This is a genomic window from Allobosea sp. Root483D1, from assembly GCF_001429505.1.
Classification (GTDB): Bacteria; Pseudomonadota; Alphaproteobacteria; order Rhizobiales; family Beijerinckiaceae; genus Allobosea.
Genome location: NZ_LMJW01000011.1, coordinates 111067 through 137724, shown reverse-complemented (window position 1 = coordinate 137724; position 26658 = coordinate 111067). Strand labels below are relative to the sequence as shown.

Annotated in this window: 24 protein-coding genes; 8 read left to right on the top strand and 16 right to left on the bottom strand. The window is 67.8% G+C overall.

The window, feature by feature from the left end; genetic code table 11:
- Positions 1 to 31: 31 nt before the first annotated feature.
- The 9 genes from ASE66_RS10505 to ASE66_RS10465 form a co-directional block, all read right to left on the bottom strand.
- Positions 32 to 565: a GNAT family N-acetyltransferase gene (locus ASE66_RS10505; protein ID WP_057189569.1), complete on the bottom strand. Its 534-nt coding sequence runs from the start codon at positions 563 to 565 to the stop codon at positions 32 to 34.
- A gap of 50 nt (positions 566 to 615) precedes the next feature.
- Positions 616 to 1959 carry an LLM class flavin-dependent oxidoreductase gene (locus ASE66_RS10500; protein ID WP_057189568.1) on the bottom strand — a complete coding sequence of 448 codons (1344 nt, stop codon included), beginning with the start codon at positions 1957 to 1959 and terminating at the stop codon, positions 616 to 618.
- A gap of 17 nt (positions 1960 to 1976) precedes the next feature.
- The gene (locus ASE66_RS10495; protein WP_057189567.1) at positions 1977 to 2981 is read right to left on the bottom strand and encodes an MsnO8 family LLM class oxidoreductase; all 1005 of its coding nucleotides are present in this window, start codon (positions 2979 to 2981) and stop codon (positions 1977 to 1979) included.
- A gap of 17 nt (positions 2982 to 2998) precedes the next feature.
- On the bottom strand, positions 2999 to 3595 hold the full coding sequence (locus ASE66_RS10490) for a flavin reductase family protein (RefSeq protein ID WP_082613340.1): 597 nt from the start codon (positions 3593 to 3595) through the stop codon (positions 2999 to 3001).
- A 438-nt stretch (positions 3596 to 4033) separates the two neighbouring features.
- Positions 4034 to 5530 (bottom strand): tripartite tricarboxylate transporter permease, encoded by a 1497-nt coding sequence (locus ASE66_RS10485; protein WP_057189566.1) that lies wholly within the window; start codon positions 5528 to 5530, stop codon positions 4034 to 4036.
- Positions 5527 to 6030: a tripartite tricarboxylate transporter TctB family protein gene (locus ASE66_RS10480; RefSeq protein WP_057189565.1), complete on the bottom strand. Its 504-nt coding sequence runs from the start codon at positions 6028 to 6030 to the stop codon at positions 5527 to 5529. The genes ASE66_RS10485 and ASE66_RS10480 overlap by 4 nt, the downstream gene beginning before the upstream one ends.
- Entirely contained in the window at positions 6021 to 6983 is a 963-nt protein-coding gene (locus ASE66_RS10475; RefSeq protein WP_057189564.1) for a Bug family tripartite tricarboxylate transporter substrate binding protein, read from the bottom strand. Before ASE66_RS10475 ends, ASE66_RS10480 begins: the two co-directional genes overlap by 10 nt.
- 12 nt (positions 6984 to 6995) lie before the next feature.
- Positions 6996 to 8462 (bottom strand): NAD(P)-binding domain-containing protein, encoded by a 1467-nt coding sequence (locus ASE66_RS10470; protein ID WP_057189563.1) that lies wholly within the window; start codon positions 8460 to 8462, stop codon positions 6996 to 6998.
- The gene (locus ASE66_RS10465; RefSeq protein ID WP_057189562.1) at positions 8459 to 9430 is read right to left on the bottom strand and encodes a LysR family transcriptional regulator; all 972 of its coding nucleotides are present in this window, start codon (positions 9428 to 9430) and stop codon (positions 8459 to 8461) included. Before ASE66_RS10465 ends, ASE66_RS10470 begins: the two co-directional genes overlap by 4 nt.
- A 118-nt stretch (positions 9431 to 9548) precedes the next feature.
- On the opposite strand from ASE66_RS10465, the gene ASE66_RS10460 reads away from it, so the two are divergent.
- Together ASE66_RS10460 and ASE66_RS10455 are read left to right on the top strand one after the other, a co-directional pair.
- Positions 9549 to 10043 (top strand): CMD domain-containing protein, encoded by a 495-nt coding sequence (locus ASE66_RS10460; RefSeq protein ID WP_057189891.1) that lies wholly within the window; start codon positions 9549 to 9551, stop codon positions 10041 to 10043.
- The gene (locus ASE66_RS10455) at positions 10040 to 10615 is read left to right on the top strand and encodes a peroxidase-related enzyme (protein ID WP_057189561.1); all 576 of its coding nucleotides are present in this window, start codon (positions 10040 to 10042) and stop codon (positions 10613 to 10615) included. The genes ASE66_RS10460 and ASE66_RS10455 overlap by 4 nt, the downstream gene beginning before the upstream one ends.
- A gap of 4 nt (positions 10616 to 10619) precedes the next feature.
- Here the strand turns inward: ASE66_RS10455 and ASE66_RS10450 are convergent, their stop codons facing one another.
- A complete protein-coding gene (locus tag ASE66_RS10450; protein ID WP_057189560.1) occupies positions 10620 to 11687 on the bottom strand; it encodes an NAD/NADP-dependent octopine/nopaline dehydrogenase family protein in 1068 nt (355 codons plus the stop codon).
- Between the two features lie 329 nt (positions 11688 to 12016).
- Here ASE66_RS10450 and ASE66_RS10445 point away from each other — a divergent pair, with 329 nt between their 5' ends.
- The 6 genes from ASE66_RS10445 (at position 12017) to ASE66_RS10420 (ending at position 18735) form a co-directional block, all read left to right on the top strand.
- A complete protein-coding gene (locus ASE66_RS10445) occupies positions 12017 to 12874 on the top strand; it encodes a sugar phosphate isomerase/epimerase family protein (protein WP_082613338.1) in 858 nt (285 codons plus the stop codon).
- The gene (locus ASE66_RS10440; RefSeq protein WP_057189559.1) at positions 12871 to 14385 is read left to right on the top strand and encodes a sugar ABC transporter ATP-binding protein; all 1515 of its coding nucleotides are present in this window, start codon (positions 12871 to 12873) and stop codon (positions 14383 to 14385) included. Before ASE66_RS10445 ends, ASE66_RS10440 begins: the two co-directional genes overlap by 4 nt.
- Positions 14382 to 15362, top strand: a complete 981-nt coding sequence (locus tag ASE66_RS10435) for an ABC transporter permease (protein ID WP_057189558.1) — start codon at positions 14382 to 14384, stop codon at positions 15360 to 15362. Before ASE66_RS10440 ends, ASE66_RS10435 begins: the two co-directional genes overlap by 4 nt.
- On the top strand, positions 15359 to 16342 hold the full coding sequence (locus tag ASE66_RS10430; RefSeq protein WP_057189557.1) for an ABC transporter permease: 984 nt from the start codon (positions 15359 to 15361) through the stop codon (positions 16340 to 16342). Before ASE66_RS10435 ends, ASE66_RS10430 begins: the two co-directional genes overlap by 4 nt.
- Positions 16343 to 16426: 84 nt before the next feature.
- Positions 16427 to 17551 carry an ABC transporter substrate-binding protein gene (locus tag ASE66_RS10425; protein ID WP_057189556.1) on the top strand — a complete coding sequence of 375 codons (1125 nt, stop codon included), beginning with the start codon at positions 16427 to 16429 and terminating at the stop codon, positions 17549 to 17551.
- 149 nt (positions 17552 to 17700) lie between these two features.
- Positions 17701 to 18735, top strand: coding sequence for a LacI family DNA-binding transcriptional regulator (locus tag ASE66_RS10420; protein WP_244494861.1), 1035 nt, complete (start codon positions 17701 to 17703; stop codon positions 18733 to 18735).
- 3 nt (positions 18736 to 18738) lie between these two features.
- Here the strand turns inward: ASE66_RS10420 and ASE66_RS10415 are convergent, their stop codons facing one another.
- The 6 genes from ASE66_RS10415 to ASE66_RS10390 all read right to left on the bottom strand — a co-directional run bounded on the left by ASE66_RS10415 (position 18739) and on the right by ASE66_RS10390 (position 26604).
- Positions 18739 to 20715 (bottom strand): PAS domain-containing sensor histidine kinase, encoded by a 1977-nt coding sequence (locus ASE66_RS10415; RefSeq protein ID WP_057189888.1) that lies wholly within the window; start codon positions 20713 to 20715, stop codon positions 18739 to 18741.
- A gap of 67 nt (positions 20716 to 20782) precedes the next feature.
- Positions 20783 to 21667: a DMT family transporter gene (locus ASE66_RS10410; RefSeq protein ID WP_057189555.1), complete on the bottom strand. Its 885-nt coding sequence runs from the start codon at positions 21665 to 21667 to the stop codon at positions 20783 to 20785.
- 90 nt (positions 21668 to 21757) lie between these two features.
- Positions 21758 to 23047: an ArgE/DapE family deacylase gene (locus tag ASE66_RS10405; RefSeq protein ID WP_057189554.1), complete on the bottom strand. Its 1290-nt coding sequence runs from the start codon at positions 23045 to 23047 to the stop codon at positions 21758 to 21760.
- Between the two features lie 139 nt (positions 23048 to 23186).
- Positions 23187 to 24794, bottom strand: coding sequence for an ABC transporter ATP-binding protein (locus ASE66_RS10400; RefSeq protein WP_057189553.1), 1608 nt, complete (start codon positions 24792 to 24794; stop codon positions 23187 to 23189).
- On the bottom strand, positions 24794 to 25630 hold the full coding sequence (locus tag ASE66_RS10395; RefSeq protein WP_057189552.1) for an ABC transporter permease: 837 nt from the start codon (positions 25628 to 25630) through the stop codon (positions 24794 to 24796). The genes ASE66_RS10400 and ASE66_RS10395 overlap by 1 nt, the downstream gene beginning before the upstream one ends.
- On the bottom strand, positions 25627 to 26604 hold the full coding sequence (locus tag ASE66_RS10390) for an ABC transporter permease (protein ID WP_057189551.1): 978 nt from the start codon (positions 26602 to 26604) through the stop codon (positions 25627 to 25629). Before ASE66_RS10390 ends, ASE66_RS10395 begins: the two co-directional genes overlap by 4 nt.
- Between the last annotated feature and the right edge of the window lie 54 nt (positions 26605 to 26658).

Here is a 26658-nt window from a genome sequence, read left to right as displayed (position 1 = left end):
CGTTTTCTGTTTGCTGGGGTGAACGGCGCGATCAGGCGGCGCTGACAGGCAACTGCTCTGCGGGCGGCCGCAGCCGATAGGCTGCGACGGCGAGATCCTTCTCGAAGGCGAGCTTCTTGTAGATTTCGGGATCGACGGCGGGATCGAAGAGCGGCGTGTAGCCGGTGGTGAGGTAGAGATCCCGAGCTTCCGGCTGGCGGAAGCCGGTGGTCAGGAAGATCTTGCCGTAGCCCTGGCGCACGGCCTGCGCCTCGAGCTCCTCGACGATGCGGCGGGCCAGCCCCTGGCGGCGGAAGGCGGTGTCGGTCCACATCCGCTTCAACTCGGCCGTCTGCGCGTCATAACGCTTGAAGGCGCCGCCGGCGATGGCGCGGCCCTCGCGCAGCAGCAGCACGAAATTCCCCTCGGGCGGCGCGAACAACGAGGCCGGATAGCGGCTCATCTCGGCGCCGGGAGCCTCGCCGAAGTAAGTGCCGTAGCGCGTGGCGTATTCCCAGGTGAGCTGCTCGACCAGAGGCTGGGCAAGCGGATCGAGCGGGGTGGTGTAGAGAAATTCGTCGGCCATCGGACAGCCTCTCGGGTCTCGGGTTGCTGAAAACGAGTTCTGCGTGGCTTTCAGCCGGCCTTGCGCGGCACGGATGCCGGGGCGGAGCGGGCATAGCGGCTCTCGCGGCGCGGCAGGCCGAGATGGTCGCGCAGCGTCTCGCCCGGCAGGTTGCGGTCGTAGACGCCGCGATCCTCCAGCACCGGGATGACCAGCTCGACGAAATCATCGAGCCCCTGCCCGATCACCGGGAAGCCGAGGATGAAGCCGTCGGCCGCCTGCTTCTCGACGCGCTCGACCAGGATATCGGCGATCTCCTGCGCCGAGCCGATCAGGTCGGCGCGCGGGGTCGCCGCTTCCAGCGCTGCCTCGCGCAGGGTCTGGCGCTTCAGGGCGGCGGTGCGCTTGATGCGATCGGTGGTCGAGCGGAAGCTGTTCTTGCCGATCTCGCCGAGCTCCGGGAATGGCGCATCGAGCGGATAGGCGCTGAAATCGTGATGGTCGAAATAGCGGCCGAGATAGGCGAGCGCGTCGTCGATCGAGACGAGAGCGCGGATCGCCTGGTACTTGTCCTCGGCCTCCTTTCGCGTGCGGCCGACGATCGGGCCGGCGCTCGGGAAAATCTTGACGTCGTCAGCCAGCCGCCCTTGCGCAACGGCGCTGGTCTTGATGCTGCGGTAGAAGGCCTGCCCCTCCTCCAGCGAGACATGGTTGGCGAAGACCGCATCGGCATGGCGACCGGCGAGGCCGATGCCGGCATCGGAGGCGCCGGCCTGGAACAGCACGGGCTGGCCCTGCGGCGAGCGCTGGATGTTGAGCGGGCCTTCGACCTGGAAGAAACGGCCCTTATGGCCGAGCGTGTGCAGCTTCTCGCGGTCGAAGAAGCGGCCGGCCTCGCGGTCGCGGACGAAGGCGTCGTCGTCCCAGGAATCCCAGAGCCCCTTGGCGATTTCGAGATATTCATGCGCGATCTCGTAGCGCAGCGAGTGCTCGGGATGCGGGCGCCCATAATTGCGGCCGGAGCCCTCCAGCGGCGAGGTCACGGCGTTCCAGCCTGCGCGCCCGCCCGAGATCAGGTCGAGCGAGCCGAATTGCCGGGCGATGGTGAAGGGGTCGCTATAGGAGGTCGAGACCGTGCCGACGAGGCCGAGCTTCGAGGTGGTCGCGGCGAGAGCCGAAAGAATGGTCAGCGGCTCGAAGCGGTTGAGGAAATGCGGGATCGACTTCTCGTTGATGTAGAGCCCGTCGGCGACAAAGGCGAAGGCGATGCCGTTCTCCTCAGCCTTGCGGGCGTTGCGGATGAAGAAGTCGAGATTGACGCTGGCGTCCGGCGGATTGCTCGGATGGCGCCAGGCGTTCATGTGACTGCCGGGGCCCTGCAGCATCAGGCCGAAGGTGAGGCGGGTCTTGCTCATCGGGTTCTCCTGTCGGCTCAGGCGGCGAGCGCCGGCGCATCACCGGCGAGCAGCGTGATCGAGGCGAGGCGTTGCGCCGTCGCGGCGGCGGGCGTGTCGATGACGAATTCGGCGATGCCGAAGCGGGCGGAGAGCGCATCGAGCTCGCGCCGAACATCCTCGGCCGTGCCAGCGAGGATGCTCGGCCGGCGGATTTCGATCGTGTGGGAGGCGGCCCCGGCCTGGCGAGCGAACTCCGCCGCCTGCTCCTCGCTGCCGAGATTGACGCTCTGGCCATTGTCGAGGGTCACACGCACGACGCGGAGCTGATCGGTCAGCGCCCGTGCTTCCTCGGCGGTGGCGGCGGCGAGGGCAGCGACGCCCAGCAGCGGCAGCTCGGTGGCGCCGGCCTTGGCATGAGCATCGAGCGCAGCCTCGAGCGCCTTCGGATCGCCGTTCAGCTGGCCGGCGAAAACGAAGCGCCAGCCGAGATCGGCTGCGAGCCGAGCACTGTCCGGGCTGGCACCGAGCAGGAAGCGCTCGGCCGGCACCGGCGGCTTGGGCAGGGCCTGCGCGCCGGCGAACGGATCGTTCGCGTGGGGCGAATTCGCAAGGAAACCATCGAGCTCGGCCAGCAGCGCTTCGAAGGAGCGCTCGCGTTCCGGATCGTGCTGGACGCGCAGCGCCTGGGTCGAGAGCGGCAGGCCGCCCGGCGCCTTGCCGATGCCGAGATCGATGCGACCCGGCGCCAGCGCCGCGAGCAGGTTGAAGGTCTCGGCGACCTTGTACGGGCTGTAATGCTGCAAGAGCACGCCGCCGGAGCCGATCCGGATGCGCCTTGTGCGGGCGATCAGATGCGCGACCAGGATCTCCGGCGCCGAACTGGCGAGACCGGGAAAGCCGTGATGCTCGGCGAGCCAGAAGCGGCGATAGCCGAGCCGCTCGGCGGTCTGAGCCAGCGCGATCGTGCGCTGCAGGGCGTCGACCGCGGTCTCGCCGTCGAGGATCGGGCTCTTGTCGAGCAGGCTGAGGGAATAGACCATGGGATGTCTCGTAGGGCTCAGATGCCGCGCAGGCCGAGCGCCGTGCGCGCCTCCTCGGCCATCCAGCCGAGGCGCTCATAGTCGCCGCGCCAATAGAGCAGCGCCGCGTCGTCGCCGCCGAGCCTGACTTCGCGCACCCGGCCGATGACGATGGCGTGCGAGTGCCGCTCGATCAGTTCCTCGACCTCGCAATCGAGCGTCGCCAGTGCGCTTTCCAGCAGCGGCGCGCCGGTGACGCCCTCGGTCCAGTTCGCCCCGGCATAGCGCGCCTCGCCCTTCTCACCGGCGCGACCGGCAAAACGGTCGGCGATCTGCTTCTGCGTGGCGTTGAGGAAGTTGACGCCGAAGCTGCGATGGCGGGCGAGCACCGGAAAGCTCGAGGAGCTCAGGTTGAGTCCGAACATCACCGTCGGCGGCTCGGCGGAGAGCGAGGCGAGCGAGGTGACGGTCAGGCCGGTACGATCAGCGCCCTTCCCGGTCGTGATCACGCTGACGCCGCCGGCGAGATGGCGCAGCGCCGCCCGGAAGCTCGGCGTCTCGGCGTGCGCTGACGTGGCTCGAGCGAACGGGCGGGACGACGCGGATGAAGGAGTGACGAGCGAGACAACGGTCATGCAGACCTCGGCTGGCGAGAGGGCGCAGCGAAACGTGCGTCGTCATGGAACGACGCTCCGGCCGGACGAACCGGCACGCTGACGCTGCTGGGAAGCGATAGTCCTGCGGTCAGGCCGCGGGACGAAGGATCAGGAACATCGCGGCAGATTGCCGAGGTGATCGAATTCCAAAGTATTGCTCGATTTCATCGACGTGTCTCCGCGCTCGGAGCCCACGATTATCTCGTGGTGCTTTTAGCATTGTTGACGCGGCGCAAGCTGCTCCAGCAAATCCCGCGACCGGGCGCAGTGATCAGCGCTCGATACTGGCATTGTTCCTGCGAAACCATGCAGGGTCAATGAAATGTCTTTTCAAAGATGCGGCCGGCCGGAGGCGGAAGCGCTCGCCTCCGGCCGGCGGCGCGGCAGGTTTCTACTCTGCAGCGACAGGCCGGCTGCTCAGGCCGCAGCGGTGCGGCGCTGCCGGAAAAGCCGCCAGGCCGGCGTCAACAGGATGGCGGCGCTGAGCAGGGCCAGGATGACAGCGATCGGCGTCGAGACAAGCGCCGAGGCATTGCCACCCGAGATGGTCAGCGCCAGCCTGAGCTGGCTTTCAACCATCGGCCCCAGCAGCAGGCCGAGCACGATCGGTGCGCTCGGATAGTCGAGCCGCTCCATTATGTAACCGATCAGGCCGACGCCGAGCAGCACCCAGAGGTCGAACAGCGAGTTGTTGACCGAATAGACACCGACGGTGACGAAGAGCAGGATCACCGGGGCGAGCACGATGCGCGGCAGGCGCAGCACCTGGCCGAAGATACGCGTCGCCGCCAGGCCACCGACGATGGCGAGCAGGAAGGACGTCACCAGGAACTGCAGCATGAAGCCGTAGACGATGTCCGGATGCTCGCGGAAGAGCTGCGGGCCGGGCCGAAGGCCATGCACGAGCAGGCCGCCGAGGATGACGGCGGCGACGCCGGAGCCGGGGATGCCGAGCGCCAACGCCGGGATCAGCGAGGCCGCATTGTCGGCGCCGTTGCCGCATTCGGACGCGGCGACGCCCTCGGGATTGCCGTGGCCGAAGGTCTCGGGATTGCGGGCGACGCGCTTGGCCTCGTTATAGGCAAGGAAGGACGACATGCTGCCGCCCGCGCCCGGCAGGATGCCGATGATGATGCCGATGATCGAAGAGCGGATCCAGACCGGCGTGAAGAAGCGCCATTGGCTCAGCGCCGAGCCCTGGCGATGCAGCTTGAGCTTGTCGCCGCTCATGCCGGTCTTCACCGCTTCCTCGACGATCTGCAGCACCGGCGGCACGGCAAAAAGCCCGGTCAGCAGCACGATCGCGCTGAAGCCGTCGAGCAGATCGAGCTGGCCGAAGGTGAAGCGCTCGGTGCCGTTCGAGATGTCCTGTCCGACCGCGCCGATGAGGAGGCCGATGCCGCAGGCGATCAGCCCCTTCGGCAAATCGTCGCCGAGCAGGGAGGAGACGGTGGCGAGCCCGAGGATGCCGAGCCAGAAATATTCGATTGGCCCGAAGAGCAGGCTGAACGAGACCAAAGGCGGCGAGAGCAGGATCAGCGAAATCGAGGAGAGCACGCTGCCGATCACGCCCGAGAGCAGCGCGACCTGCAGCGCATAGGCGGCCTGACCCTTCTGGGTCATCTTGTAGCCGTCGAGCACGGTCGCGACCGAGGCCGGCGTGCCCGGCACGCGCATCAGGATCGCCGGGATCGCGCCGCCATAGGAGCCGCCATTGTACATGCCGGCCATCATGCCGAGCGCGAACATCGGATCGAGCCCGAAAGTCAGCGGGATCAGCACGGCAAGGCCGGTGACGACGGTCAGCCCAGGCAGGCAGCCGACGACGAGACCGGCGATCAGGCCGATGAACATGGCGAGGATGTTCATCGGCGCGAAGACGAGCGGGATGGCGTGCAGCAGCGCGTCGATCATCTGAGCTTCGCCAGCAGGGGTGAGAGGAGGTCTTCCGGGATGGGACGGCCGAGCGCGTAGACGAAGATCAGCAGGATCGAGACGACGCAGACCACGCCGACCACCGCCGCCAGCCCCCAGCGCCGGAAGCCCACCGCCGCCGGCAGGAACACGCAAAGCGCAAGGCTCGGCAGGATGAAGCCGATCAGGCTGATCGCGGCGAAATAGGCGACAAGCCCCGCGACGCCGATTCCGAGGCGCGGGCCGTGCAGCGCGAAGGCGCCCGGCGTCGGCTTCCTGCGAAGGCGGCGCAGGATCTCACGCGCCGCGATCCACAACCCCAGCACCGCCATTCCTGCCGCGATCGCGATGGGGTAGGCGGCGCTTTCGAAGGGGTAGGTCGATGCCGTCGCGATGACCGCGAGCGAGACCGCGACGAGCACGAGCGCGAAGACGATCTCGACCGGGCTGCGCGAGCGGCCCTCGGGCGCAGCCGGCGCGGCGTCCTCCGTCACTTCCACGGCGTCGCCTTCCAGGTCGCCTCGAGATCGGTGGTGGCACGATCGAGGAAGGCCTTGAAGTCGCTGGAGGCGAGGTATTGCAGCGGGATCTCGGCCTTCTTGGCGGCGTCGAGATATTCAGGATCCTTCAGCGCCTGATCGATCGCCTTCTCCAGCTTGGCGACGACATCGGCCGGTACGCCCTTGGGCGCCGCGATGCCGCGCGAGGCGCCGACGACGACATCGTAGCCGGCTTCGCGGAAGGTCGGCGCATCCGGCAGATAGGTCGAACGCTCGGCGCTCATCACGCCGATCACCTTGATGTTGCCCTCACGGGCGATCTGAAGCGCTTCGCTCAGGTTCATCGTCGCGGCCGGGACGTGGCCGCCGAGCACGGCCTGGCGGACCGGGGCGGTGCCGCCGAAGAAGGCTGGAGTGAACTTGGTGCCGGCCAGGCGCTGGAAGTTCAAGAGCGCGATGTGCTCGGATGAGCCACTGGCGCCGGAGGTGCCGATGACGAGCGGTGTCGACGCCTTCTTCGCCGCGTCGATCAGGTCCTTCAGCGAGGCGTAGGCGCTGGTCTTCGGCACGACCAGGACGCCGGGATCGTAGACCAGATTGGCGATCGGCTGCAGGTCGCCCATCTTGAACTTGGTCTTGCCCTCGACGACCAGCGCGTTGATCGCGGGGGCGTTGATGAAGCCGATCGTGGAGCCGTCGGGCTTGCCCTGGGCGACGGTGGTCCAGCCGATCTCGCCGCCGGCGCCGGGCTTGTTGATCACGCCGATGCGGGCGCTGCCGCCGAGATATTTCTCCATGTAGCGGGCGATCGAGCGGGCAGCGACATCGGTGCCGCCACCCGGCGCGAAGGCGACGATCATCTCGATCGGCTTCTCCGGGTACTCGGCCCGGGCAGCGCCGGTCATGAGGAGCGTGGCCGCGAGGGCTGCAGAGATCGACAAACGCTTGATCATCGAGGCGCTCCTTCAGGAGGTGAAAACGGAGAGGTCGGCAGGCGCGGCGTCGGCATCGGTCCATTCGTCGCCGAGCAGTTCGGGCGTGTCATAGGCAACCAGCGAGCGGTAATGCGCCTCGCGATCGGCAACGAAGAGGGCGCGGGCGATGCCGCGGGCGAGCCGGTCGGCGCCAGCGCTGACGGCCGGGATGTCGCCGGAGAGTTTTCCATGGCTCAGCATCGCCGGGTAGTTGAAGCAATGGATGAGCGCCAGCGCTGGACAGCTGCCGGGCCGCTTCTCCTGGAATTCGAAGGATGGGCCGAGATCGGGCGCGCTTTCCAGCTCGGGATTGTCGATACCCTCCGGGACGTAGCGATCCCTCCAGAAGCGGATGAACGGCGCGACCGCGGCAAGCTCGGGACGTTCGCCGAGATCGACCGAGAAGCCGGTGGCGAAGATCAGGAAATCGATGATGTAGCTGCCCTTCGGCGTCGTCAGCGCGAGCGCACCATCCCGCTCCGTCAGATCGAGGATCGGGCTGCCGAGATGGAAGCGCGCATTGGCATGGCGCGAGACGCGCAGCGTCGAGTCACGTGGCGGCGGTGTCTGCGCCTTCAGCGCATAGTCGAAGAAGCGCCATTTCCATTCATCCGGCAGGCCGGCGACGCCGTGGACCACGCCCTGGCTGCCGATGCCGGTGAACTTGTTGATGCGCGGCAATTCCTTGCGACGCACGAACAGATCGAGGCTGGCAACGCCTTGCTCCAGCGCGGTCGCGGCATTGTCCATGGCCGAGGCCCCGGCGCCGACGACGCCGACGCGCTTGCCTCTCAAGGCGGCGAATTCGATCGCGTCGGCGCTGTGCGCCCAGAAGTGGCGATCGATCGTCTCGACGATCGGCGGCACCCAGGGTGCGCCGAGCCCGTCACGACCGGTGGCGAGCACGAGATGGCGGGCGAAGATCGTGCGCGAGCCCGCCGCATCCGAGACCGTCAGCGCCAGCAGATCGCCTTCAGGCACGACCGCATCAACTGAGACACCGTTCTCGACCGGCAGGGCCAGCACCTTCCGGTACCAGACAAGATAATCCATCCACATCGGCCGCGGGATCTTGCCGAGCGCCTCCCAGGCGGCGCGGCCATGCTGTGCCTCGTACCAGGCCCGGAAGGTCAGCGCCGGCAAGCCGAGCGCCGGGCCGGTGAGCTGCTTCGGCGAGCGCAGCGTCTCCATCCTGGCATAGGTCACCCAGGGGCCTTCGCGGCCGGCGGGCGCGCGGTCGAGCAGGACGATGTTCGAGAGACCGAGCCCCTTCAGTGCCCCGGCGGCGGCAAGGCCGCACATGCCGGCGCCGACGATCACGACATCGCGGACGCGCTGGCCCTGATGCTCGCGCGGCGGCACCCAGTCCTTGGCCGGCCATTCCAGCCATTCGAGATCCTGGCGCAGGCGCTGCTCAAGCGCAGGCAGACCGGTCGGGACGGGCGAGACCGCGTTCATGCCGCGCCCCGGATCGGCTTGGGGCCGAACAGGTCCGCCATCAGCCGCTCGCGCGCCGTCGGCGGGTGTTTGACGAAACCGGGCAAGGTCTCGCGCGAGATCTCTTCCAGCGCCGCGATCAGCCCCTCGACCAGCGGCGTCGCCGGGCGGCCATAGGGCGTTACCACGCCCCAGAGGAAGGAGATGGGAACGTCGAGCTTGCGGATCGCGACGCCTTCAAGCGGCATGCCATAGGCGATGACCGGCTCGAGAATGGCGATGCCGAGCCCGGCCCGCGCCGCCATCAGCGCGGTGTTCGAGGTGTTCGCGTCGAGGAGACCGGCGGGCTGAACCCCGGCTCGCTCCAGCGCCGCATCGACGCGCCGGCGCCAGCGGAAGGGATTGGCCATGGCGATCAGCCTGCGGCCAGCGACCGCGGCGAGCGGGATCGTCTCAGCCTGCGCCAACGGGTCGTCGGCGCGCACGGCGACGACGCAGGGCGCCTCGCCGATCCAGTGGATCTCCAGCGCCGGGTGGTCGACCGGCAGGCTGGTAACGCCGATCTCGGCGACATGGGTCGCGACCGACTGCACGACCTGCTCGGCCAGCGCCGCCCGGATATGGACCTGCCCGGGCAGGGCCTCCTCGCCAAGTCGCGCCAGGGCGGCCGGCAGCATGCCGGCGGCGAAGGAGGCGATCGAGGCGATTTCGAGCGAGCGCGGCTTGTCGGCGGCGATCGCGGCGGCGCGCTCGCGCAGTTGCCGGAGCCAGGCGATGACCGGCTCGACCTCCTGATGAAAGCGCAGGCCCTGCTCGGTCGGCGTCACCCGCGGCCCGGCGCGGTGCAATACGCTGAAACCGAGGGTCTCCTCCAGCTCCTGGATCTGCCGGGTCAGCGCCGGCTGCGAGCGGCCGAGCAGCTTCGCGCCGCCGGTGATGCTGCCGGCGGAGAAGACTGCGGCGAAGGCTTCGAGCTGGCGCAGGTCCATGCGTTCACTGGCTGGATCATTATTCCTAAATCGGATGATAGATACTAGTTGATGCAGGTCAAGCATGAAGCATAGGCTGGTGGTGATCGCTTCGCAGGCAGCCTGGGAGAGAATGCGGATGAGCAGCCCCCATCTCATCGAAACCCTGTCCGGTGCAGGCTCCGGCCTCGCCGGGGTGCTGGCCGAGCGGGCCGAGATTCTAGGCTTGAGCCAGGCCGCGCATGACGCGGTCCTGCTGCCGCTGGCGCCCGGCGGTATCAGTCATGTCGAACGCGCGGCACTTGCCGCCCGCATGGCCAGCGCCAATGCCGACGCCGCGCTCGCGGAGCACTATCGCGAACTGCTGCGTCAGGCCGGCGAGAGCCCTGCCTTGCTCGCCTTCGCCGAGGGCGCTGGTCCCGCTGCGGACACCGACGCACGGTTGCGCGCCATCATCCGCCATGTCGACCTCGTGACGCTCTCGCCCAGGGACACGACTAAGGCCGACATCGCCGCGCTGGCCGCAGCAGGCCTGTCCGAGCCCGATATCGTCAGGCTCGCCGAGCTGATCGCCTTCGTGAACTACCAGGCCCGCGTCATCGCCGGGCTGCGGCTGCTGGGGGCCATCGCATGAGCACTGTCGTCCACGAATTCACCGACAAGGTCCCGCGCTGGTCGCCCTATGTCACGCCGGTCGTGCTTGCCGAGGCGACGCCGGAGCAGCTCGACGCCATGCAGGTGACGCCGTCGAACAAAAAGATTTCCGACTACGTCCTGACGCTGGCGCATGATCCGGAATCGCTGAAGGTGCGCTCGCCTCTGTTCAACGCGATCATGTACGGCAAGGGCGGCCTGTCCTCGGCCGAGCGCGAGCTCGGCGCCACTGCCGCCTCGATCGTCAACCGCTGCGTCTACTGCGCAGCGGTGCATGCCTCGCGCTTCAACGCCCTGACCAAGTGCACCGACGTGATCGAGGAGATCTTCGCCAGGGGGCTCGACGCCGAGCTGGAGGAGCACCAGCAGGCGATCTTCGACTTCGCCGCCAAGCTGTCGAAGACCCCGTCAGAGGCCGCAGCCGACGACATCGCAAAGCTCGCCGATCTCGGCCTCTCCAAAGTCGAGATCCTCGACCTCATCCTGTCGGCGGCGATCTTCGGCTGGGCCAACCGCCTGATGCACACGCTCGGCGAGCCGGTCCGAGACTGAATGCCTAGCCCTCGCGCAGCTGGCGATGCAATTCGGCTGCGCTCAACCCGCTGAGCCCGAGCGCCGGGAGCAGGTCGTTCTCGGCACGGAAATCCCGCGCGCAGATCGCGTCGAACAGCGCGATTCCGGCCTTGTGCAGCGGCAGCTCCATGCCGGCCACCGCGCCGAGAAGCTCCAGCGGCACGAGGCCGAAGGGCACATCCTCGGTGATGAAGCGGGTGTCGAGCGACTTTGGCCCGAGCAGCTCCGGCCGCTTGCGGTAGATTTCCGCCGCCATCTCGCCAACCGGAGCCGGCTCGACGCCGAAGGAGAGCCGGTAATGGTCCTGGACGCTGCGGACCTCGAGCCCGAAGGCACGCGCCAGCCCTAGCCGCTCGACGTCCATGGCGTCGATGATGCGGCCGACGCCCTGCGTGATCGAGCCGTAATTCGGCCAGTCCTCGCCTTTCTCGGCCCGCGTCAGGTTGCCGAGCATGGTCGCCATATGGGCCGGCGGATTGAGATTGCTCAGCATGATCGCGAGCAGGTCCGGGCGCGATTCGAAACGATCGCCGAACAGGGTGCGGCAGAGCAGGAGGCCGGCCTCGGCATGGCGCTGCGGCAAGGTTGCGACGTCGAGCCGCGCGCGGATGCCGGAGAGATGGACGCTGCGCGAGCCGCTCTTGCGCGCGGTCAGCGCCGTCGTCGCCCAGGCGGCAATCGGCAGGTCGAGCCCGCGCGCCGCCAGCAGACGATGCAGATGGAGCGCGGCGAAGGAGCAATGCGCGCTGACGATCACCGCCTGACCGGCGCGCAGCTGCGGCGCCAGCGCCTCGAACACTGCGCGGAAGCCATTGGCCTGCACCGCGACGATGACCGCTTCGGCGCCATCCACCGCCTCGGCACAGTCGCGGGCGAGCGCGAACGGGAACGCCCCTGCGAGCTTGCCGGTGACGGACAATTCCGCTCCATCGGCGAAATCGCCCAGCGCCGCGCCGCTGGGCGACCACAGAACCGGCTGATGGCCGGTCGACGCCAGATAGGCCGCATAGCCGCGCCCGATTCCACCCGAGCCGATGATCGCGACGCGCATGAACGCTTCCTGTCTTCGTGATCGCCACAGTGCCGACCGCATCATCGATCCTCGATCGGTCAGTGGCGGAGGGTTTAGTGCGTCTGTCCCATAGGCCGCAAGCCTGAGCGATCTCTCAGCATCGGCAACCCGGCCGACTGGAACAAGGCCTGAAAACTCGGCGGTTGACAGTTTTGCAATCGATTACATAATCCGATCCAGAGCGGTTCCACAGAATGAGCCGCATGAGGGAGGAGTGCCGGTCATGCGCATCAGCATCGTCGTTTCATCGGCTTTTTCCGGCGCGATCACCGCGCTGCGGCGCTGAGCGCGCCTCGAAAGCCCGGGCCATGGTCCAGATCGGCTTCAACCTGCTGACGGTCGGCGGCTTCATCGACGAGGCGCATCTGCCGTTGTGCGAACGCATCCGCGAGATCGGCTATGACGGCGTCGAAATCCCGGTCTTCGAAGGCGATGTCGGCCATTACGAGCGGCTCGGCCGCCGCCTCGACGCGATCGGCCTTGCACGCACCATCGTCACCATCGTCGCCGAGGACAGCAACCCGCTCTCGCCGGACCCGGCCATCCGCCAGCGGGCGCGTGAGCGTCATCGCTGGGCGGTCGACTGCGCCGCGGCACTCGGCGCCACCGTCATCGCCGGGCCCTATCACTCTCCGGTCGGTGTCTTCACCGGCGAAGGGCCGCGCGAGGACGAACTCGCTCATCTCGCCGAGGCCCTGCACGCCATGGCGGATGATGCCGGCAAGGCCGGGATCGCGCTCTCGCTGGAGGCGATCAACCGTTTCGAATGCTATGCGCTGACCACAATGGAAGCCGCGAGCGCGCTGCATGCGCGGGTCGCGCATCCGAACTTCGGCTACATGTACGACACCTTCCACGCCAATATCGAGGAGCGTGACCCGGTCGGCGCCTACAGCCGCTACGCGCCCGAGATCAACCACATCCACCTCTCCGAGAACGATCGCGGCATCGTCGGGCGCGGCCATGTGCCGTGGGCCGAGACCTTCCGCGCCATCCGCACCACCGACTATGATGGCTGGCTGACGGTCGAGGCCTTCGGGCGGGCCCTACCCTCGCTGGCGGCGGCGACGCGGGTCTGGCGCGACCTCTTCCCCAATCTCGACACGCTATTGGTCGAGAGCCACGACTTCATCCGGCAAGGCTGGGCCGAGGCGGGTGCGGCATGAGCGCTGATACGCCGGTCCTTTCGATGCGCGGCATCGGCAAGAGCTTCACCGGCGCGCGGGCGCTCGACGATGTCAGCCTCGATTGCCGTGCCGGCGAGGTCCACGCCATCTGCGGCGAGAACGGCGCCGGTAAGTCGACGCTGATGAAGGTGCTCGGCGGCGTCTATCGCCCCGACGAAGGCGAAATCGTCCTCAGCGGGCAGCCGATCGCCTTCCGGCATCCGGTCGAGGCGCGCCGGGCCGGGATCAGCATCATCCACCAGGAACTCAGCCTGCTGCCCGAGCGCAGCGTCGCCGACAATATCTTCCTCGGCCTGGAGCCGACCCGCAGCGGCCTGCTCGACCGCGATGCCATGCAAAATGGCGCCCGTAGATTGCTCGAGCGTGTCGGCGCCAGGGTCCATCCGGGCGCGCTGGTAAAATCGCTGTCGATCGCCGAGCAGCAGCTGGTGGAGATCGCCAAGGCGCTGGCGCTCGATGCGCAGATCATCGTCATGGACGAGCCGACCGCGGCGCTCGACGAGCGCGATGCCGGCCGGCTGCTCGAACTGGTCGGGACGCTCAGACGCGAAGGCGCGGCGATCCTCTACATCTCGCACCGCATGGCCGAATTGAAGGCGATCGCCGACCACATCACCGTGCTGAAGGACGGCAAGCTCGTCGCGACGCGCCCCACTACCGCGCTGACGCCAGCGATGATCATCAGGCTGATGGTCGGGCGCGACCTCGCCGACTTCTTTCCGGCGCCGGGCGATCCGGCTCGGCTCGGCCCCGTCGTGTTGTCTGTGAAGGATGCCGGCAACGCCATCCTCTCCGACATTGCTCTCGACCTGCGCGCCGGCGAGATCGTCGGTGTCGCCGGGCTAGAGGGTTCTGGCAAGGGTGCGCTTGGGCGTGCCTTGTTCGGCGACGAGCCTTTCACGCGCGGCCGCATGTCTATCGACGGACATGATGGGCTGATCGCCTCGCCGCGCGCTGCGGTCGCCGCCGGCATCGGCTTCCTCTCCGACGACCGCAAGAAGGAGGGCATCGCCCCGCAGCAATCGCTGCGCGACAATGTCCTCATGACCCTGCGCGCCTTTGCGCGCCGCCTGCTGCCACCGGGCTCCGGCACCATGGCGCGCGCCGCCGCCGACCGGCAATTGACCGAGGTCGACGTCCGGGCCGCCGGGTTTGCGCAGGAGATCCGCGAGCTCTCCGGCGGCAACCAGCAGAAGGTCGTGATCGGCCGCTGGCTGGCGCGCGATCCCAAGGTGCTGATCTTCCTCGAGCCGACCCGCGGCATCGACGTCGCCGCCAAGGCGGCGATCTACCAATTGATGCGTGGCCTTGCCGATCGCGGCCGCGCCATCCTGATGATCTCGTCCGATCTGCCGGAGATCATCGGCGTCAGCGACCGCATCCTCGTCATGCATCAGGGCCGCATCGCCGGGAAGCTCAAGCGCGGCGCCGGCGAAGAAGACGTGATGCACCTCGCGCTGGGCACCGGGACGACGGAGGCCGCGGCATGAGCGCCAGCGCCGACATCGCGGCCCCCCGCCCGGCGCGCGAAGTGCCGGTGGCGCCGCTGCTCTTCGCCGGCTCGCTGGCGCTCTATGTCGCAACCGCGCTCGCGACCGGGCAGCACGCCTATCTCACCGGCGAAGGCTTCGTCGGTCTCACCCAGCGCATGGTCGGCCTCGGCATCGTCGCGCTCGGACAGACGCTGACCATCCTGGTCGGCTCGATCGACCTCTCCGTCGCCAACCTGATCAGCGTCTCCGCCGTGCTCGCCTCCTTCATCATGAAGGGCGAGCCCGCGATGATCGCCCCGGCTGTGCTCGCAGTGCTGGCGGTGTCGGCGGCAGTCGGCCTCGTCAACGGGCTGATCATCGCCCGGCTCGACGTCAACCCGCTGATCGCGACGCTCGGCGTCGGGCTGATTCTGCAAGGCCTGCTCTCGGCGAGCTTCAGCAATTTCGCCGGCTCGGTTCCAGCGGCCTTCCAGGCCTTCGCCTATGGCCGGATCGGGCTCCTGCCCTGGTCGGTGCTGCTGCTCCTCCTGCTCGCGCTCGCGATCTGGCTGATGCTGACCCGCACGCGCTTCGGCGCTCATCTCTACGCCACCGGCGGCAATCGCGACGGCGCCCGCCTCGCCGGCATCCGCACCGAGCGCATCACCATCGGCGCGCATGTATTGTGCTCGCTGATGGCCGGGCTGACCGGGCTCTATCTCGCCAGCCGCCTGCGCGCCGGGGCGCCCTGGGTCGGCCGCGACGGCGTCTACGATCTTGAATCGATCGCCGTCGTGGTGATCGGGGGCACGCTGCTCGCCGGCGGGCGCGGCGGTGTCTGGGGCACGATGGCCGGCGTCTTCCTGTTCGCCACGCTCGACGCCGTCTTCAACATGACCGGCATCGACGCCTTCCCGAAGCAGGTGCTGCGCGGCGCCATCGTCATCCTCGCGGTCGCCGTCTACGCGGTGCGCAGCAGGGGGCATGTCGCATGAGCGCCGCAGCCGCCCAGTCCGGACCGTCGGCAGCGCTGCGCTTCGCCCGCGGCGTCAATGTCGGCGTTGCCGTCTTCCTCGTGCTCTACGGCACGATCGCGGTGCTGCAGCCGAGCTATTTCGAGGTCGAGGGCTTCCTCAACTTCCTGCGCCGGGCCGCACCGCTGATCATCCTCGCCTGCGGCCAGCTCTTCGTCATCGCCGGCGGCGGCTTCGACCTGTCGATGGGTTCGCTGGTGACGCTGACCGTGCTCGGCGGCTCGATGCTTGCCGGCGGCAATCCCGACAACACCTGGTGGACGATCGGCGTGCTCTATCTGATCGGCCTCGGCGTCGGGCTGGTGAACGGGCTCGTCGTCACCCTGCTCAAGGTGCCCTCGATCATCGCCACGCTCGGCATGCTGCTCTCGCTCAACGGCGCGGCGCTGATGTGGTCGGGCGGGGCGCCGCGCGGCTATCTGCCGGAGAACTTCCGGGCGCTCGGCCGCCTGGTCTATCGCGACGTCCCGTTGACCGGGATCATGCCGCTCTCGGTGATCATCCTCATCGTCTTCGTCGGGCTCGCCGCCTGGCTGCTGCACGCGACGGTCTTCGGCCGGCAGGTGCTGGCGGTCGGCGACAATCCGCGCGCGGCGGAGCTTTCCGGCGTGCCGGTCGGCACGACGCGCGTGCTGGTCTTCATCATCTCGGCATTGTCGGCGGTGACCGCGGGCATCCTGCTCGGCGGCTTCGCCGGGGTTTCGACCGCGGTCGGACAGGGGCTCGAGCTACAGGCGATCGCCGCCTGCGTCATCGGCGGGGCGCAATTGCTGGGCGGGCGCGCCAGCGTGACTGGCGCCGTCGCCGGCGCGCTCAGCCTGTTCGCCCTGTTCACGCTGCTCAACCTGATGGGCCTGCCGCAGCCGCTGCGCGAGACCGTGCAGGGCCTGATCCTGATCGCCGCGGTGGCGTCGAGCGCCTGGCGCATGAGGCGCGCCTGAGACTGAGAGTTTTCGGAGCTACGTGATCCCACGCGCTCCGCCAAAGGCCGCCGGCAAGGCGGTGCGACAAAGAGGGAGGTGACGATGAAGACGCATATTGCTTTGGCCGCACTGCTGGCAGGCCTGTCGAGCGGCGCGCTGGCGCAGAACTTCAACGATCCCGCCGAGTTCGAGCGGCAGAAGGCCCTGCTCACGGTCGCGCCGCAGGGACCGGAGGGCAAGCCTTGGGAGCAGAATCTCGGCGGCGAGAAGGTCGACACCGCCAAGTACAAGAAGCCGGGCCCCTACAAGCTCTGCTTCTCCAATGCCGGCGTGAACAATCCCTGGCGCGTCGTCGGCTTCACCAACATGCAGGCCGAGGTCGACGCCAACAAGGCCGACATCGCCTCGTTCACCCATGCCGATGCCGAGGGCAAGGACGACAAGCAGATCTCGGACATCAACGCCTTCGTCAACAGCGGACAGTGCGACGCGCTGATCGTCTCGCCGAACACCACGGCGGCACTGACCCCGGCGGTCGAAGCGGCCGCGAAGAAGCTGCCCGTCGTGGTCTTCGACCGCGGCGTCGACAGCAAGGCACCGGTCACCTTCATCAATCCGATCGGCGGCTATGGCTTCGGCATCCAGGGCGCGAGCTTCATCGCCGAGAAGATTCCGGCCGGCGGCGCGGTGCTGGCGCTGCGCATCCTGCCGGGTGTCGATGTGCTGGAGAACCGCTGGGCGGCAGCCGAGCGCATCTTCAAGGAGAAGGGCATCAAGGTCGTCGGCGCCGAGTTCACCAATGGTGACAACGCCAAGACCAAGGCGATCGTCGAGGATTATCTCAACCGCTTCGGCAAGATCGACGGCGTCTGGATGGATGCCGGTGCGACCGCGGTCGCGGCGCTCGAAGCCTTCGAGGATGCCGGCAAGCCCTTTCCGGTGATCAATGGCGAGGACCAGCAGGACTTCCTGCAGAAGTGGAAGAAGAACAAGCTCACCGCGATCGCGCCGACCTATCCGACCTATCAGTGGCGCACCCCGGTGATCGCGGCGATCCGCATCCTCAAGGGCGAGCCGGTCGTGGGCCCGACCTGGAAGCTGCCGCAGCCGGCGATCACGGCCGAAAACCTCGACAAATACATCAACGACAAGATGCCGCCGCTGCACTACGCGCTCTGCGGCTGCGAGCAGATGACGAACTATCCGGCCCGCTGGGGCGGCAAGTAACGCGGCCAAGTAACCCGGCAATGTAACGACGACGCCGGGCGCCCGGATGATACGGGCGCCCACCCCTGCCCTACCGGCAGCGATTGCGGCATGATGGGCGTCCTGCCTCCTCCTGCCGATTCGCAGTCGCTTTTCCCAGATCATTGGCCTTGCAAGACGCACCCATAGCCGCTCCGACCATCGCCGAAGTCGCGCGCCTCGCCGGTGTCTCGACGGCAACGGTGTCGCGCACGCTGGCGCAACCGGACAAGGTCAAGGCGCGCACCCGCCAGCGCGTGCTGGAGGCCGTGAAGGCGACCGGCTTCGTCCCCAACGCCCAGGCCCGCAATCTCCGCCTCCAGGCGACGCGCACCGTGATCCTCTTGGTGCGCGACATCAGCAATCCGTTCTATCTTGAGATCTACAAGGGCGTCGAAGAGGCGGCGATCGATGCCGGCTACAAGGTGCTGATGGGCGATGCCCGCGACGATGACGAGCGCATCCTGCGCTATGTCGACATGGTCAGGGAACGCCATGCCGACGGGCTGATCCTGATGGTCGGCCGCTTTCCCGCGGCGCTCGCCGAACGCACCCGCCTGCCACCCATCGTGGTTGCGCTGGAGATGCTGCCGGGGCTGAACCTGCCGACGGTCAAGGTCGACAACCACGCAGCAGCACGCGCCGCGGTCGCTCATCTCGCCAAGCTCGGCCATCGCCGCATTGCCCATATCGCCGGACCGATGCCCGATCCAATGAGCCTCGACCGTCGCGACGGCTATCTCGCCGGCCTCGCCGATGCCGGCATCGCAGCCGATCCTGATCTCATCGTCGAAGGCGATTTCGGCCTCGCAGCCGGCCGCGCCGCGGTCCGTACACTGGATGAGCGAGGCGTCGACTATACTGCCGTCTTCGCCGCAAGCGACCAGATGGCGGTCGGCGCGATGGGCGAGCTTCGCGCCCGCGGCCGCAACGTTCCTGATGACGTCTCGGTCGTCGGCTTCGACGATATCGTGTTGGCGGAAGCGGTCGAGCCGCAGCTCACCACCGTGCACCAGCCGCGCCGCGAGATCGGCCAGGCCGCGATGGCACTGCTGATCGAACAGCTATCAGGGCGCGCCGGCCACCGCGACCTCGTGCTGCCGACGCGGCTCATCGAACGCGCCTCAGCAGCGCCACCGCCCAACAAATACGGAAAGTCGGGATAAGCCTCAGGCCGCCGCCGCCGTGGTGCGTCGGGCCATCGCCCCGGCAACCGCCTTTTGCAGATCGGCCTGCCAGAACGGCTTGCTTAGGCGCAGCACGCCGGCTCCAGCGCCTGCGGGCAGGTCGGCATAGCCGGTGGCGAGGATGATCGGCAGGGCCGGCCAGCGTTCGGTAACCACCGCGATCAATTGCGCACCGGTCATCTGCGGCATGGCATGGTCGGTGATCAGCAAATCGATCTCGTTGCTCTCCAGCGCGGACAGCGCTTCGCGTCCCGAGTTGGCCTCGATGACCCTGTGACCGAGATCCTCCAGCAATGCGGTGGTGTTCATCAGCACGAGCGCGTCGTCGTCGACCGCAAGCACGGTGAGCGGGCGCGCTGCCGCAGCTTCGACCTTGTCCCCCGCGGGCAGTCGGACAGGCTCGGCCGCAATGGCTGCCGCGGTAGAAGCCGACAACCAGATCTCCACCGTCGTGCCCTGTCCTGGGCGACTGTCGAGCAGGAGCCGGCCGCCAAGCTGCTCAGCCATGCCATGCACCATCGAGAGGCCCAGCCCCGTCCCCTTGCCGATGCCCTTGGTGGTGAAGAAGGGCTCGGTCGCCTGGGCGAGCGTTTTGGCGTCCATCCCGCTCCCGGTGTCGGCCACCGAAAGGCGGACATAGTCCCCCGCCGGCAAGCCGGTGCGGTGCCCACCGCCGACATGTTCATTGCTGGCGCCGATGCGCAGCGCACCGCCTTCCGGCATGGCATCGCGCGCGTTGACCGCGAGATTGAGCAAGGCTGTCTCGAGCTGGTTCGGATCGGCCGTGGCCATTGCGAGATCGGCGGGAAAATCGGTCTCGATCCGGGTCAGCGGTCCCAGCGAGCGCTGGAGCAGATCGCCCATCCCGGCGACAAGCACGTCGACCGCCACGGGCTGCAGCTCGAGCTCCTGCTTGCGGGCGAAGGAGAGCATGCGCTGCGTCAGGGAGATCCCCCGGCTCGCCCCCTTGATCGCATTGTCGATCAGGCCGAGCTGGCGCTCGTCGCTGATCTGGCGGCGGACCAGTTCGAGGCTGCCCATGACGGCAGTGAGCAGATTGTTGAAGTCGTGCGCAACGCCGCCGGTGAGCTGGCCCAGCGCCTCGATCTTTTGCGACTGGAACAGCGCCTCGCGCGCCGTGTCGAGCTCGGCCTCCACCTTGCGGCGGTCGGTCAGATCGCGGGTGATCTTGGCGAAGCCGATGATCTCGCCGGCGTCGTCGCGGATCGGGTCCATCACGACATGCGCCCAGAACGCTTCGCCGTTCTTGCGCAGGCGCCAGCCCTCCTTCTCGAAGCTGCCCTTGTCGATGGCCGTCTGCAAGGCGCGCTCGGGCTCTCCGCTGGCCCGGTCCTCCGGGCGATAGAATAGCGAGAAATGCCGGCCGACGATCTCGTCGGGGCAATAGCCCTTGATCCGCTGCGCCCCGGCATTCCAGTTCGTGACCATGCCGTCGCGATCGATCATGTAGATCGCATAGTCGGTGACGCCCTGGACCAGCAGGCGGAAACGCTCCTCGCTGCGCCGTAGCGCCTGCTCGGCCTCGCGCCGCTCGGTCAGGTCGCGCGTGACCTTGGCGTAGCCGAGCACACGGCCGGTTCCCGGGTTGAGGATCGGATCGATGACGACATGGGCCCAGAAGCGGGTGCCGTCCTTGCGGACGCGCCAGCCTTCCTTCTCGAAACGGCCCTCTTCCGCGGCCACGCGCAGGGCACGTTCCGGCACGCCGGCGGCGCGATCCTCCTCCGTGTAGAAACGAGAGAAGGACTGGCCGATGATCTCGTGATCCTCATAGCCCTTGAAGCGCCGGGCTCCGGAGTTCCAGCTGATCACCGTTCCCTGCGGATCGAGCATGTAGATTGCGTAGTCCGTGACGGACTCCACCAGCAGCCGGTAACGCTCGGCGGTCACCGGACCTTCCGCAATCTGAAGCACGTTTGGAACCTTGGCATGTGACATGTCGAACGCGCTGAACGCGGCATTGCACAAAAGGTTCCCGGTGGGACAAAGAAAAATTGACGCAAGGTCAGCGCGCCGACTTGGGCGAGACCAGGATCGCACCCGAAGCTGCGACGACCAGCACCAGCCCGAGCCAGTCGCTCACCGCCGGACGCTCGCCGAGCAGGAGCACCGAACCCAACGCTCCGACAGCCGGAACCATCAAGGTGCCGAGGCTGGCGATCCCGGCCGGCAGCCGTGCAATCACGGTGAACCAGAGGAAATAGGCGAGCGCCTGCGCGCCGAGGATATGGAAAGCGAGCGCGGCTGTAACTGGCGCAGACAGGGCCTTCGGCACGGGAACACCTTCGAAGATCAGCATGCCGATGCCCGCCGCCGCGCCGCCGATCAGCAATTGCCAGGCGGCGATCGTCAGCGTCGGCGCCGCGACCGGCCAGCGCTTGGTGACGATGGTGCCAAGCGCCCAGCTCAGGCTGGCGAGCAATGCCAGGGCAAGCCCCGGCGAGAATTGCCCAGCCTGGATCAGCGGCAGCCCGAGGCAGAGCAGTCCGGCGATGCCGAGCCCCAATCCCATCAGCCTTGGCCGATCGAAGCGTTCGCCCAGCACCGGCCAGGCCATCAGCGTCGCCCAGACCGGCATGGTGAAGGTCAGGATCGCGGCGCGTGAGGTCGGCGCCATCAATTGGGCGAAGGCGAGCAGGATGTTGAAGGCGGCGATCGAGAGGATGCCGGCGACGATCAGCCTCGGCCAATGCGCCGCGGGCACCTTGAGGCTGACGCCGCGCGCCAGCGCCACCGCGACCAGCGCGAGGCCGGCAAAGGTCATACCGCCGGCCCGCAGGGTCCAGGGCGCGATCTCGGTCAGCGAGATCCGGACCGCCGGCCAGTTGAAACCCCAGAGCAGCCCGAGCAGCGGGACGAGCAGGAGCGAGCGGGCGGGAGCGGACGGCATGAACAGACTATGCGGGAGGATGCGTTGGCGGCGTCATGCCATTTCGACGGAAGCTGGATGCACGACAGGCGTGCATCCAGCCTACCTCATTCAGCCCGCGACCGGCTCAACGCCGCACCATTCGGCGACGAAGAGCGCCATGGTGCCGGTGATGCGCTTCAGCGACGCCAGGCTGACGCGCTCGTCGAAGGCGTGGATGTTCTCCGAGATCGGCCCGTAGCAGAGCGCCGGCACCTTGTCGTAGAGCGCGTAGACGCGGGTATCGAGATAGCCGGGGGTCATGAAGCTCTTCAGCGTCTTGCCGGTTGCGCCCTGATGGGCACGGCCGAGCACGGCCTCGGCCTCGCTGCCGGGCTCGAGGACATAGCCTTCCGACCAGAAGCCGTTGAAGACGACCTTGGGCGGATTGTTCGAGAGGAAATTGTCGGTGCGCGCGAAGGCGAGCACTTTGGCCTCGATGCGCTTGGCGAGTTCGTCGGCGGACATGCCGGGATAGAGTCCGATGCGGCAGTCGACCTTGCACCAGCACGGCACCGACGAGGCCCAGTCGCCGCCTTCGATCTTGCCGATGTTGAGGTTGATCGGGTGGGCGACATCCTCGAAATGCGGCCGGCCGATCTTCTCGCGGTTCAGCGCCGCCTCGACCTCGCGCAGGGCGCCGATGACGCGATAGGCCGCGTCGATCGCGTTCGCCCCACCCGCCATCTCGCGGACATGCACCGGCACGCCGCGAACCTCGAGCTGGAACCAGAGCACGCCGGTGTTGGCGCGGACCAGCATCTCCTCCTCGGGTTCGGGGATCAGCACTGCATCGGCCTCGTAGCCGCGTAGATGCGTCATCAGCGCGCCGTTGCCGGTCGATTCCTCCTCGACGACCGACTGGACATAGACGGTCGCCGCCGGCTGCAGGCCGATGCGCCGGAGCGCGTCGAGGCAGAAAAGATTGGCGGCACCGCCGGCCTTCATGTCGGCGCCGCCGCGACCATAGAGCCAGTCGCCGTCAATGACGGGATCGAAGGGCGGGTGCGTCCAGAGCTCGGCCGGACCGGTCGGCACCACGTCGACATGGGCCTGCAGGATCAGCGAGCGGCCCTTCTCCTCGCGCGGATGATGGATGCCGACGACGATCGGCGCCTCGGAATGGGTATCCGAGAACGGCGCACCGCCGGGATGGCGGCCGATCGCCTCACGGTCCATGGCGAAGCGGTCCAAGGTGAAGCCGCGCGCTTTGAGGGCCCGGAAGACGAAGTCCTGGACGGTGTGCTCGTCGCCGCGCGTCGAGGGGAAGCGGATCATCTCCTGGGTGAAGGCGATCTGCTCGGCAAAGCCCGCCTCGACGGAGGCGAGGATACGGTCGCGCAAGGCGAGGTCGAGCGGCATGGCTGGGGTCTCCGATACATAGGCAAGCGTTTGGCTAGCTCGTCATGGTCGGGCTTGACCCGACCATCTCGGAAACCAGCTATCTGGTCACGAGATTCTCGGGTCTCCGCTACGCTGCGCCCGAGAATGACGCATGGGCTCACCGCCCGAACCGCTCCCCGCCCGGGACGGCGGCGAGCAATTGGCGGGTATACTCGTGCTGGGGGGCGGCAAAGAGCGCCGCAGTCGGGCCGCTCTCGACGATCTTGCCGCGCTGCATCACCGCGATCTTGTCGCAGATCTGCGCGGCGACACGCAGGTCATGGGTGACGAACAGGATGGCGAGGCCGAGCCGCTGCTGGATATCCTTGATCAGCGTCAGGATCTGCGCCTGCACGGAGACGTCGAGCGCCGAAACCGCCTCGTCCGCGACCAGCACATCGGGTTCGAGCGCAAGCGCGCGGGCGATGCCGATACGCTGGCGCTGGCCGCCGGAGAATTCATGCGGATAGCGGTCGATCGCATTGGCCGAGAGGCCGACCAGTTCGAGCAGTTCCTTCGCCCGTGCCAGCGCGTCCTTGCGCGACACGCCATGCGCGACCGGGCCGTCCGAGATGATCCGGCCGACGGTCTGGCGCGGATTGAGCGAGGCGAACGGATCCTGGAAGACCATCTGGATGCGCTTGCGATGCGGGCGCAGCGCCGCGACGCTGAGGTCGGTGATGGCGAGATCGCCAAGCATGATGCGGCCCGAATCCGGCTCGATCAGGCGCAGGCAGCAGCGCCCGACCGTCGACTTGCCCGAACCGGACTCGCCGACGAGGCCGAGCGTCTCACCCCGCACCAGGGTGAAGCTGACATCATCGGCCGCCCTGACCTCGCGGCCGGGGCGAAAGAAGGCGCGCTTGCGATAGACCTTGCCGAGCTTCTCGACGGTGAGTACCGGCTTTGAGTCCGGCAGCGCCGGCCGCTCCGGCGGCGTCAGCGAGGGCACGGCGGCGAGCAGCTTCTGCGTATAGGGATGGCGCGGCGAGCCCAGCACCTGATCGACGGTGCCCTCCTCGACCAGCACGCCCTTCTCCAGCACGGCGATGCGGTCGGCGATCTCGGCGACGACGCCCATGTCGTGGGTGATGAACAGCACCGCCGTGCCGTGCTTGTGGCGGAGATTGTCGAGCAGCTTGAGGATCTGCGCCTGTGTGGTGACATCGAGCGCCGTCGTCGGCTCGTCGGCGATTAGCAGCTTGGGTTCGAGCGCCAGCGCCATCGCGATCATCACGCGCTGGCGCTGGCCGCCGGAGAGCTCGTGCGGATAGGCGCGCGCCAGTCGCTCGGGCTCGGGTAGACCAACCTCGGTCAGCAGAGCGAGCGCCCGCGCATAGCGCTCCGGCTTGCTCAGCAGCCGATGCGCCTCGAAGGTCTCGATGATCTGGTCGGCAACGCGCATGACCGGGTTGAGCGAGGTCATCGGCTCCTGGAAGATCATGCCGACCTCTCGGCCGCGCACGTCCTGCATCGCGTCTTCCGACAGCGCCAGCAGGTCGCGGCCGGCGAGCTTGATGCTGCCCGAGACCGGCTTCACCGCCCTGGGCAGGAGACCCATCACCGCATGGGCAATCATCGACTTGCCGGAGCCGGATTCGCCGACGACGCAGAGCGTCTCGCCCGCGGCGATCGCAAGCGTCGCATCCTCGACCGCGTAGGGGCGGTCGGCCATCACCGGCAGAGCGAGTTTCAGGCCTTCGATCGAGAGAACGGGATCGGCCATCACTCGCTCTCCCGGGCAAGGCGCGGGTTCATTGCGTCATTCAAACCCTCGCCGGCGAGGTTGAGCGCCAGCACGGTCAGGAAGATCGCGACGCCCGGGAAGAAGCTGATCCACCAGGCGTCGAGCAGGCGCGTGCGGCCCGCGCCGACCATGTAGCCCCAGCTCATCAGGCTGGGATCGCCGAGGCCGAGGAAGGAGAGCGAGGATTCCAGCAGGATCGCCGAGCCGATCATCAGCGAGCCCATCACGATGATCGGCGCGATCGTGTTGGGCAGGACCTGGCTCCAGATGATGCGCGAAGTCGGCTGGCCGAGGGTGATCGCGGCCTGGACATATTCGCGCGTCTTCAACGAGAGCACCTCGCCGCGCACCAATCGCGCCACCGGCGGCCAACTCACCACGCCGATGGCGAGCACGATCGAGCCGAGCTTGGGTTGCAGGATCGCGACCAGGACGATGGCGAGTGCGAAGGAGGGAATCGTCTGGAAGAACTCGGTGAAGCGCATCAGCGCATCGTCGACGAACCCGCCAGCATAGCCGGCGATCGCGCCGAGCGGCACGCCGATCAAGAGCGCTACAATCGTCGAGACCAGCCCGATCGTCAGCGAGACGCGGGCGCCATGCGCCAGGCCCGAAGCAATGTCGCGCCCGAGCGTATCGGTGCCGAGCGGGAAGCGCTCCATCACGAAGGGGGCGAGGAAGGGCCGCGCCACCGTCCGCCAGGGCGATTGCGGATAGAGCGAGGGCGCGAGGATGGCAAAGAGCACCACCGCGACCAGGATGGTAAGGCCGATCAGGGCGCCGCGGTTGCGGGCGAAGCGCTTGAGAAAGCTCATGACACCGCCTCGATGCGCGGATCGGCCAGCCGGTAGACGATATCGGTCAGAATGTTGAAGCCGACGACCATGGCCGAGGAGACGAAGAAGACGCCGAGCAGCACCGAATAGTCCCGCTGCACCAGGGCATCGAACATCAGCCGCCCGATGCCGGGCCAGGCGAAGACGGTCTCGGTCAGCACCGCGCCGCCGACGAGCTGGCCGGCCTGGAGACCCGCCAGCGTCACCACCGGCAGGATCGCGTTGCGGGCGACATGGCGCCGCGAGATCACGCCGGGACCGAGGCCCTTGGCGCGGGCGGTCTTGACGAAATCGGCGCCGGCGACCTCGAGCATCGAGGCCCGCATCATCCGCGCATAGAGAGCCGTGAAGAACAGGCCGAGCGTCAGGGCCGGCAGGACGAGATGGCTGGCGATGTCGAGCGCGCGGGCGAGCCCCGTATAGTTCGCGCCGATGGTCTCGTAGCCGACATTGGGCACGAGGCCGAGCTTCAGCGAGAAGACGATCTGGCTCATCAGCGCGACCCAGAACAGTGGAGTCGCATAGAAGACCAGCGCCAGCGTGGTGATGACGCTGTCCTGCCAGCGGCCGGCGCGGCGGGCGGCGAGCGCGCCCATCAGCGTGCCCAGGCCGAGCGAGACGATGAAGGCCGCCCCGGTGAGCAGCAGCGTCGCCGGCAAACGGTCGAGGATCAGGCTCAGCACCGGCTGCTGCTGGCGATAGCTGAAGCCGAGATCGAAGCTGAGATAGCCCTTGAGATAGACCCAGAGCTGGGTGAGCAGCGGCTGGTCGAGCCCGAAGCGCTCGCGCAGCTGAATCAGCAGTTGCTCATCCGCGGCACCGGCCTCGCCAGCCAGCACTTGCGCCGGATCGCCAGGGGCGGCGCGGATCAGGAAGAAGTTCAGCACCGCGATGGCGAAGAGGACGACGATCCCCTTCGCGAGGCGGCCAGCGAGGAATTGCGCGAGGTTCATTCAGGTTCCGCTGGTGTCATTCTCGGGCGCAGCGAAGCGCAGACCCGAGAATCT

What these genes read in the sequence shown, in the direction of transcription:
- ASE66_RS10505 (WP_057189569.1), bottom strand. Translation starts at nt 565, where the DNA reads ATGGCCGACGAATTTCTCTACACCACCCCGCTCGATCCGCTTGCCCAG.
- ASE66_RS10500 (WP_057189568.1), bottom strand. Translation starts at nt 1,959, where the DNA reads ATGAGCAAGACCCGCCTCACCTTCGGCCTGATGCTGCAGGGCCCCGGC.
- ASE66_RS10495 (WP_057189567.1), bottom strand. Translation starts at nt 2,981, where the DNA reads ATGGTCTATTCCCTCAGCCTGCTCGACAAGAGCCCGATCCTCGACGGC.
- ASE66_RS10490 (WP_082613340.1), bottom strand. Translation starts at nt 3,595, where the DNA reads ATGACCGTTGTCTCGCTCGTCACTCCTTCATCCGCGTCGTCCCGCCCG.
- ASE66_RS10485 (WP_057189566.1), bottom strand. Translation starts at nt 5,530, where the DNA reads ATGATCGACGCGCTGCTGCACGCCATCCCGCTCGTCTTCGCGCCGATG.
- ASE66_RS10475 (WP_057189564.1), bottom strand. Translation starts at nt 6,983, where the DNA reads ATGATCAAGCGTTTGTCGATCTCTGCAGCCCTCGCGGCCACGCTCCTC.
- ASE66_RS10470 (WP_057189563.1), bottom strand. Translation starts at nt 8,462, where the DNA reads ATGAACGCGGTCTCGCCCGTCCCGACCGGTCTGCCTGCGCTTGAGCAG.
- ASE66_RS10465 (WP_057189562.1), bottom strand. Translation starts at nt 9,430, where the DNA reads ATGGACCTGCGCCAGCTCGAAGCCTTCGCCGCAGTCTTCTCCGCCGGC.
- ASE66_RS10460 (WP_057189891.1), top strand. Translation starts at nt 9,549, where the DNA reads ATGAGCAGCCCCCATCTCATCGAAACCCTGTCCGGTGCAGGCTCCGGC.
- ASE66_RS10455 (WP_057189561.1), top strand. Translation starts at nt 10,040, where the DNA reads ATGAGCACTGTCGTCCACGAATTCACCGACAAGGTCCCGCGCTGGTCG.
- ASE66_RS10450 (WP_057189560.1), bottom strand. Translation starts at nt 11,687, where the DNA reads ATGCGCGTCGCGATCATCGGCTCGGGTGGAATCGGGCGCGGCTATGCG.
- ASE66_RS10445 (WP_082613338.1), top strand. Translation starts at nt 12,017, where the DNA reads ATGGTCCAGATCGGCTTCAACCTGCTGACGGTCGGCGGCTTCATCGAC.
- ASE66_RS10440 (WP_057189559.1), top strand. Translation starts at nt 12,871, where the DNA reads ATGAGCGCTGATACGCCGGTCCTTTCGATGCGCGGCATCGGCAAGAGC.
- ASE66_RS10435 (WP_057189558.1), top strand. Translation starts at nt 14,382, where the DNA reads ATGAGCGCCAGCGCCGACATCGCGGCCCCCCGCCCGGCGCGCGAAGTG.
- ASE66_RS10430 (WP_057189557.1), top strand. Translation starts at nt 15,359, where the DNA reads ATGAGCGCCGCAGCCGCCCAGTCCGGACCGTCGGCAGCGCTGCGCTTC.
- ASE66_RS10425 (WP_057189556.1), top strand. Translation starts at nt 16,427, where the DNA reads ATGAAGACGCATATTGCTTTGGCCGCACTGCTGGCAGGCCTGTCGAGC.
- ASE66_RS10415 (WP_057189888.1), bottom strand. Translation starts at nt 20,715, where the DNA reads ATGTCACATGCCAAGGTTCCAAACGTGCTTCAGATTGCGGAAGGTCCG.
- ASE66_RS10410 (WP_057189555.1), bottom strand. Translation starts at nt 21,667, where the DNA reads ATGCCGTCCGCTCCCGCCCGCTCGCTCCTGCTCGTCCCGCTGCTCGGG.
- ASE66_RS10405 (WP_057189554.1), bottom strand. Translation starts at nt 23,047, where the DNA reads ATGCCGCTCGACCTCGCCTTGCGCGACCGTATCCTCGCCTCCGTCGAG.
- ASE66_RS10400 (WP_057189553.1), bottom strand. Translation starts at nt 24,794, where the DNA reads ATGGCCGATCCCGTTCTCTCGATCGAAGGCCTGAAACTCGCTCTGCCG.
- ASE66_RS10395 (WP_057189552.1), bottom strand. Translation starts at nt 25,630, where the DNA reads ATGAGCTTTCTCAAGCGCTTCGCCCGCAACCGCGGCGCCCTGATCGGC.
- ASE66_RS10390 (WP_057189551.1), bottom strand. Translation starts at nt 26,604, where the DNA reads ATGAACCTCGCGCAATTCCTCGCTGGCCGCCTCGCGAAGGGGATCGTC.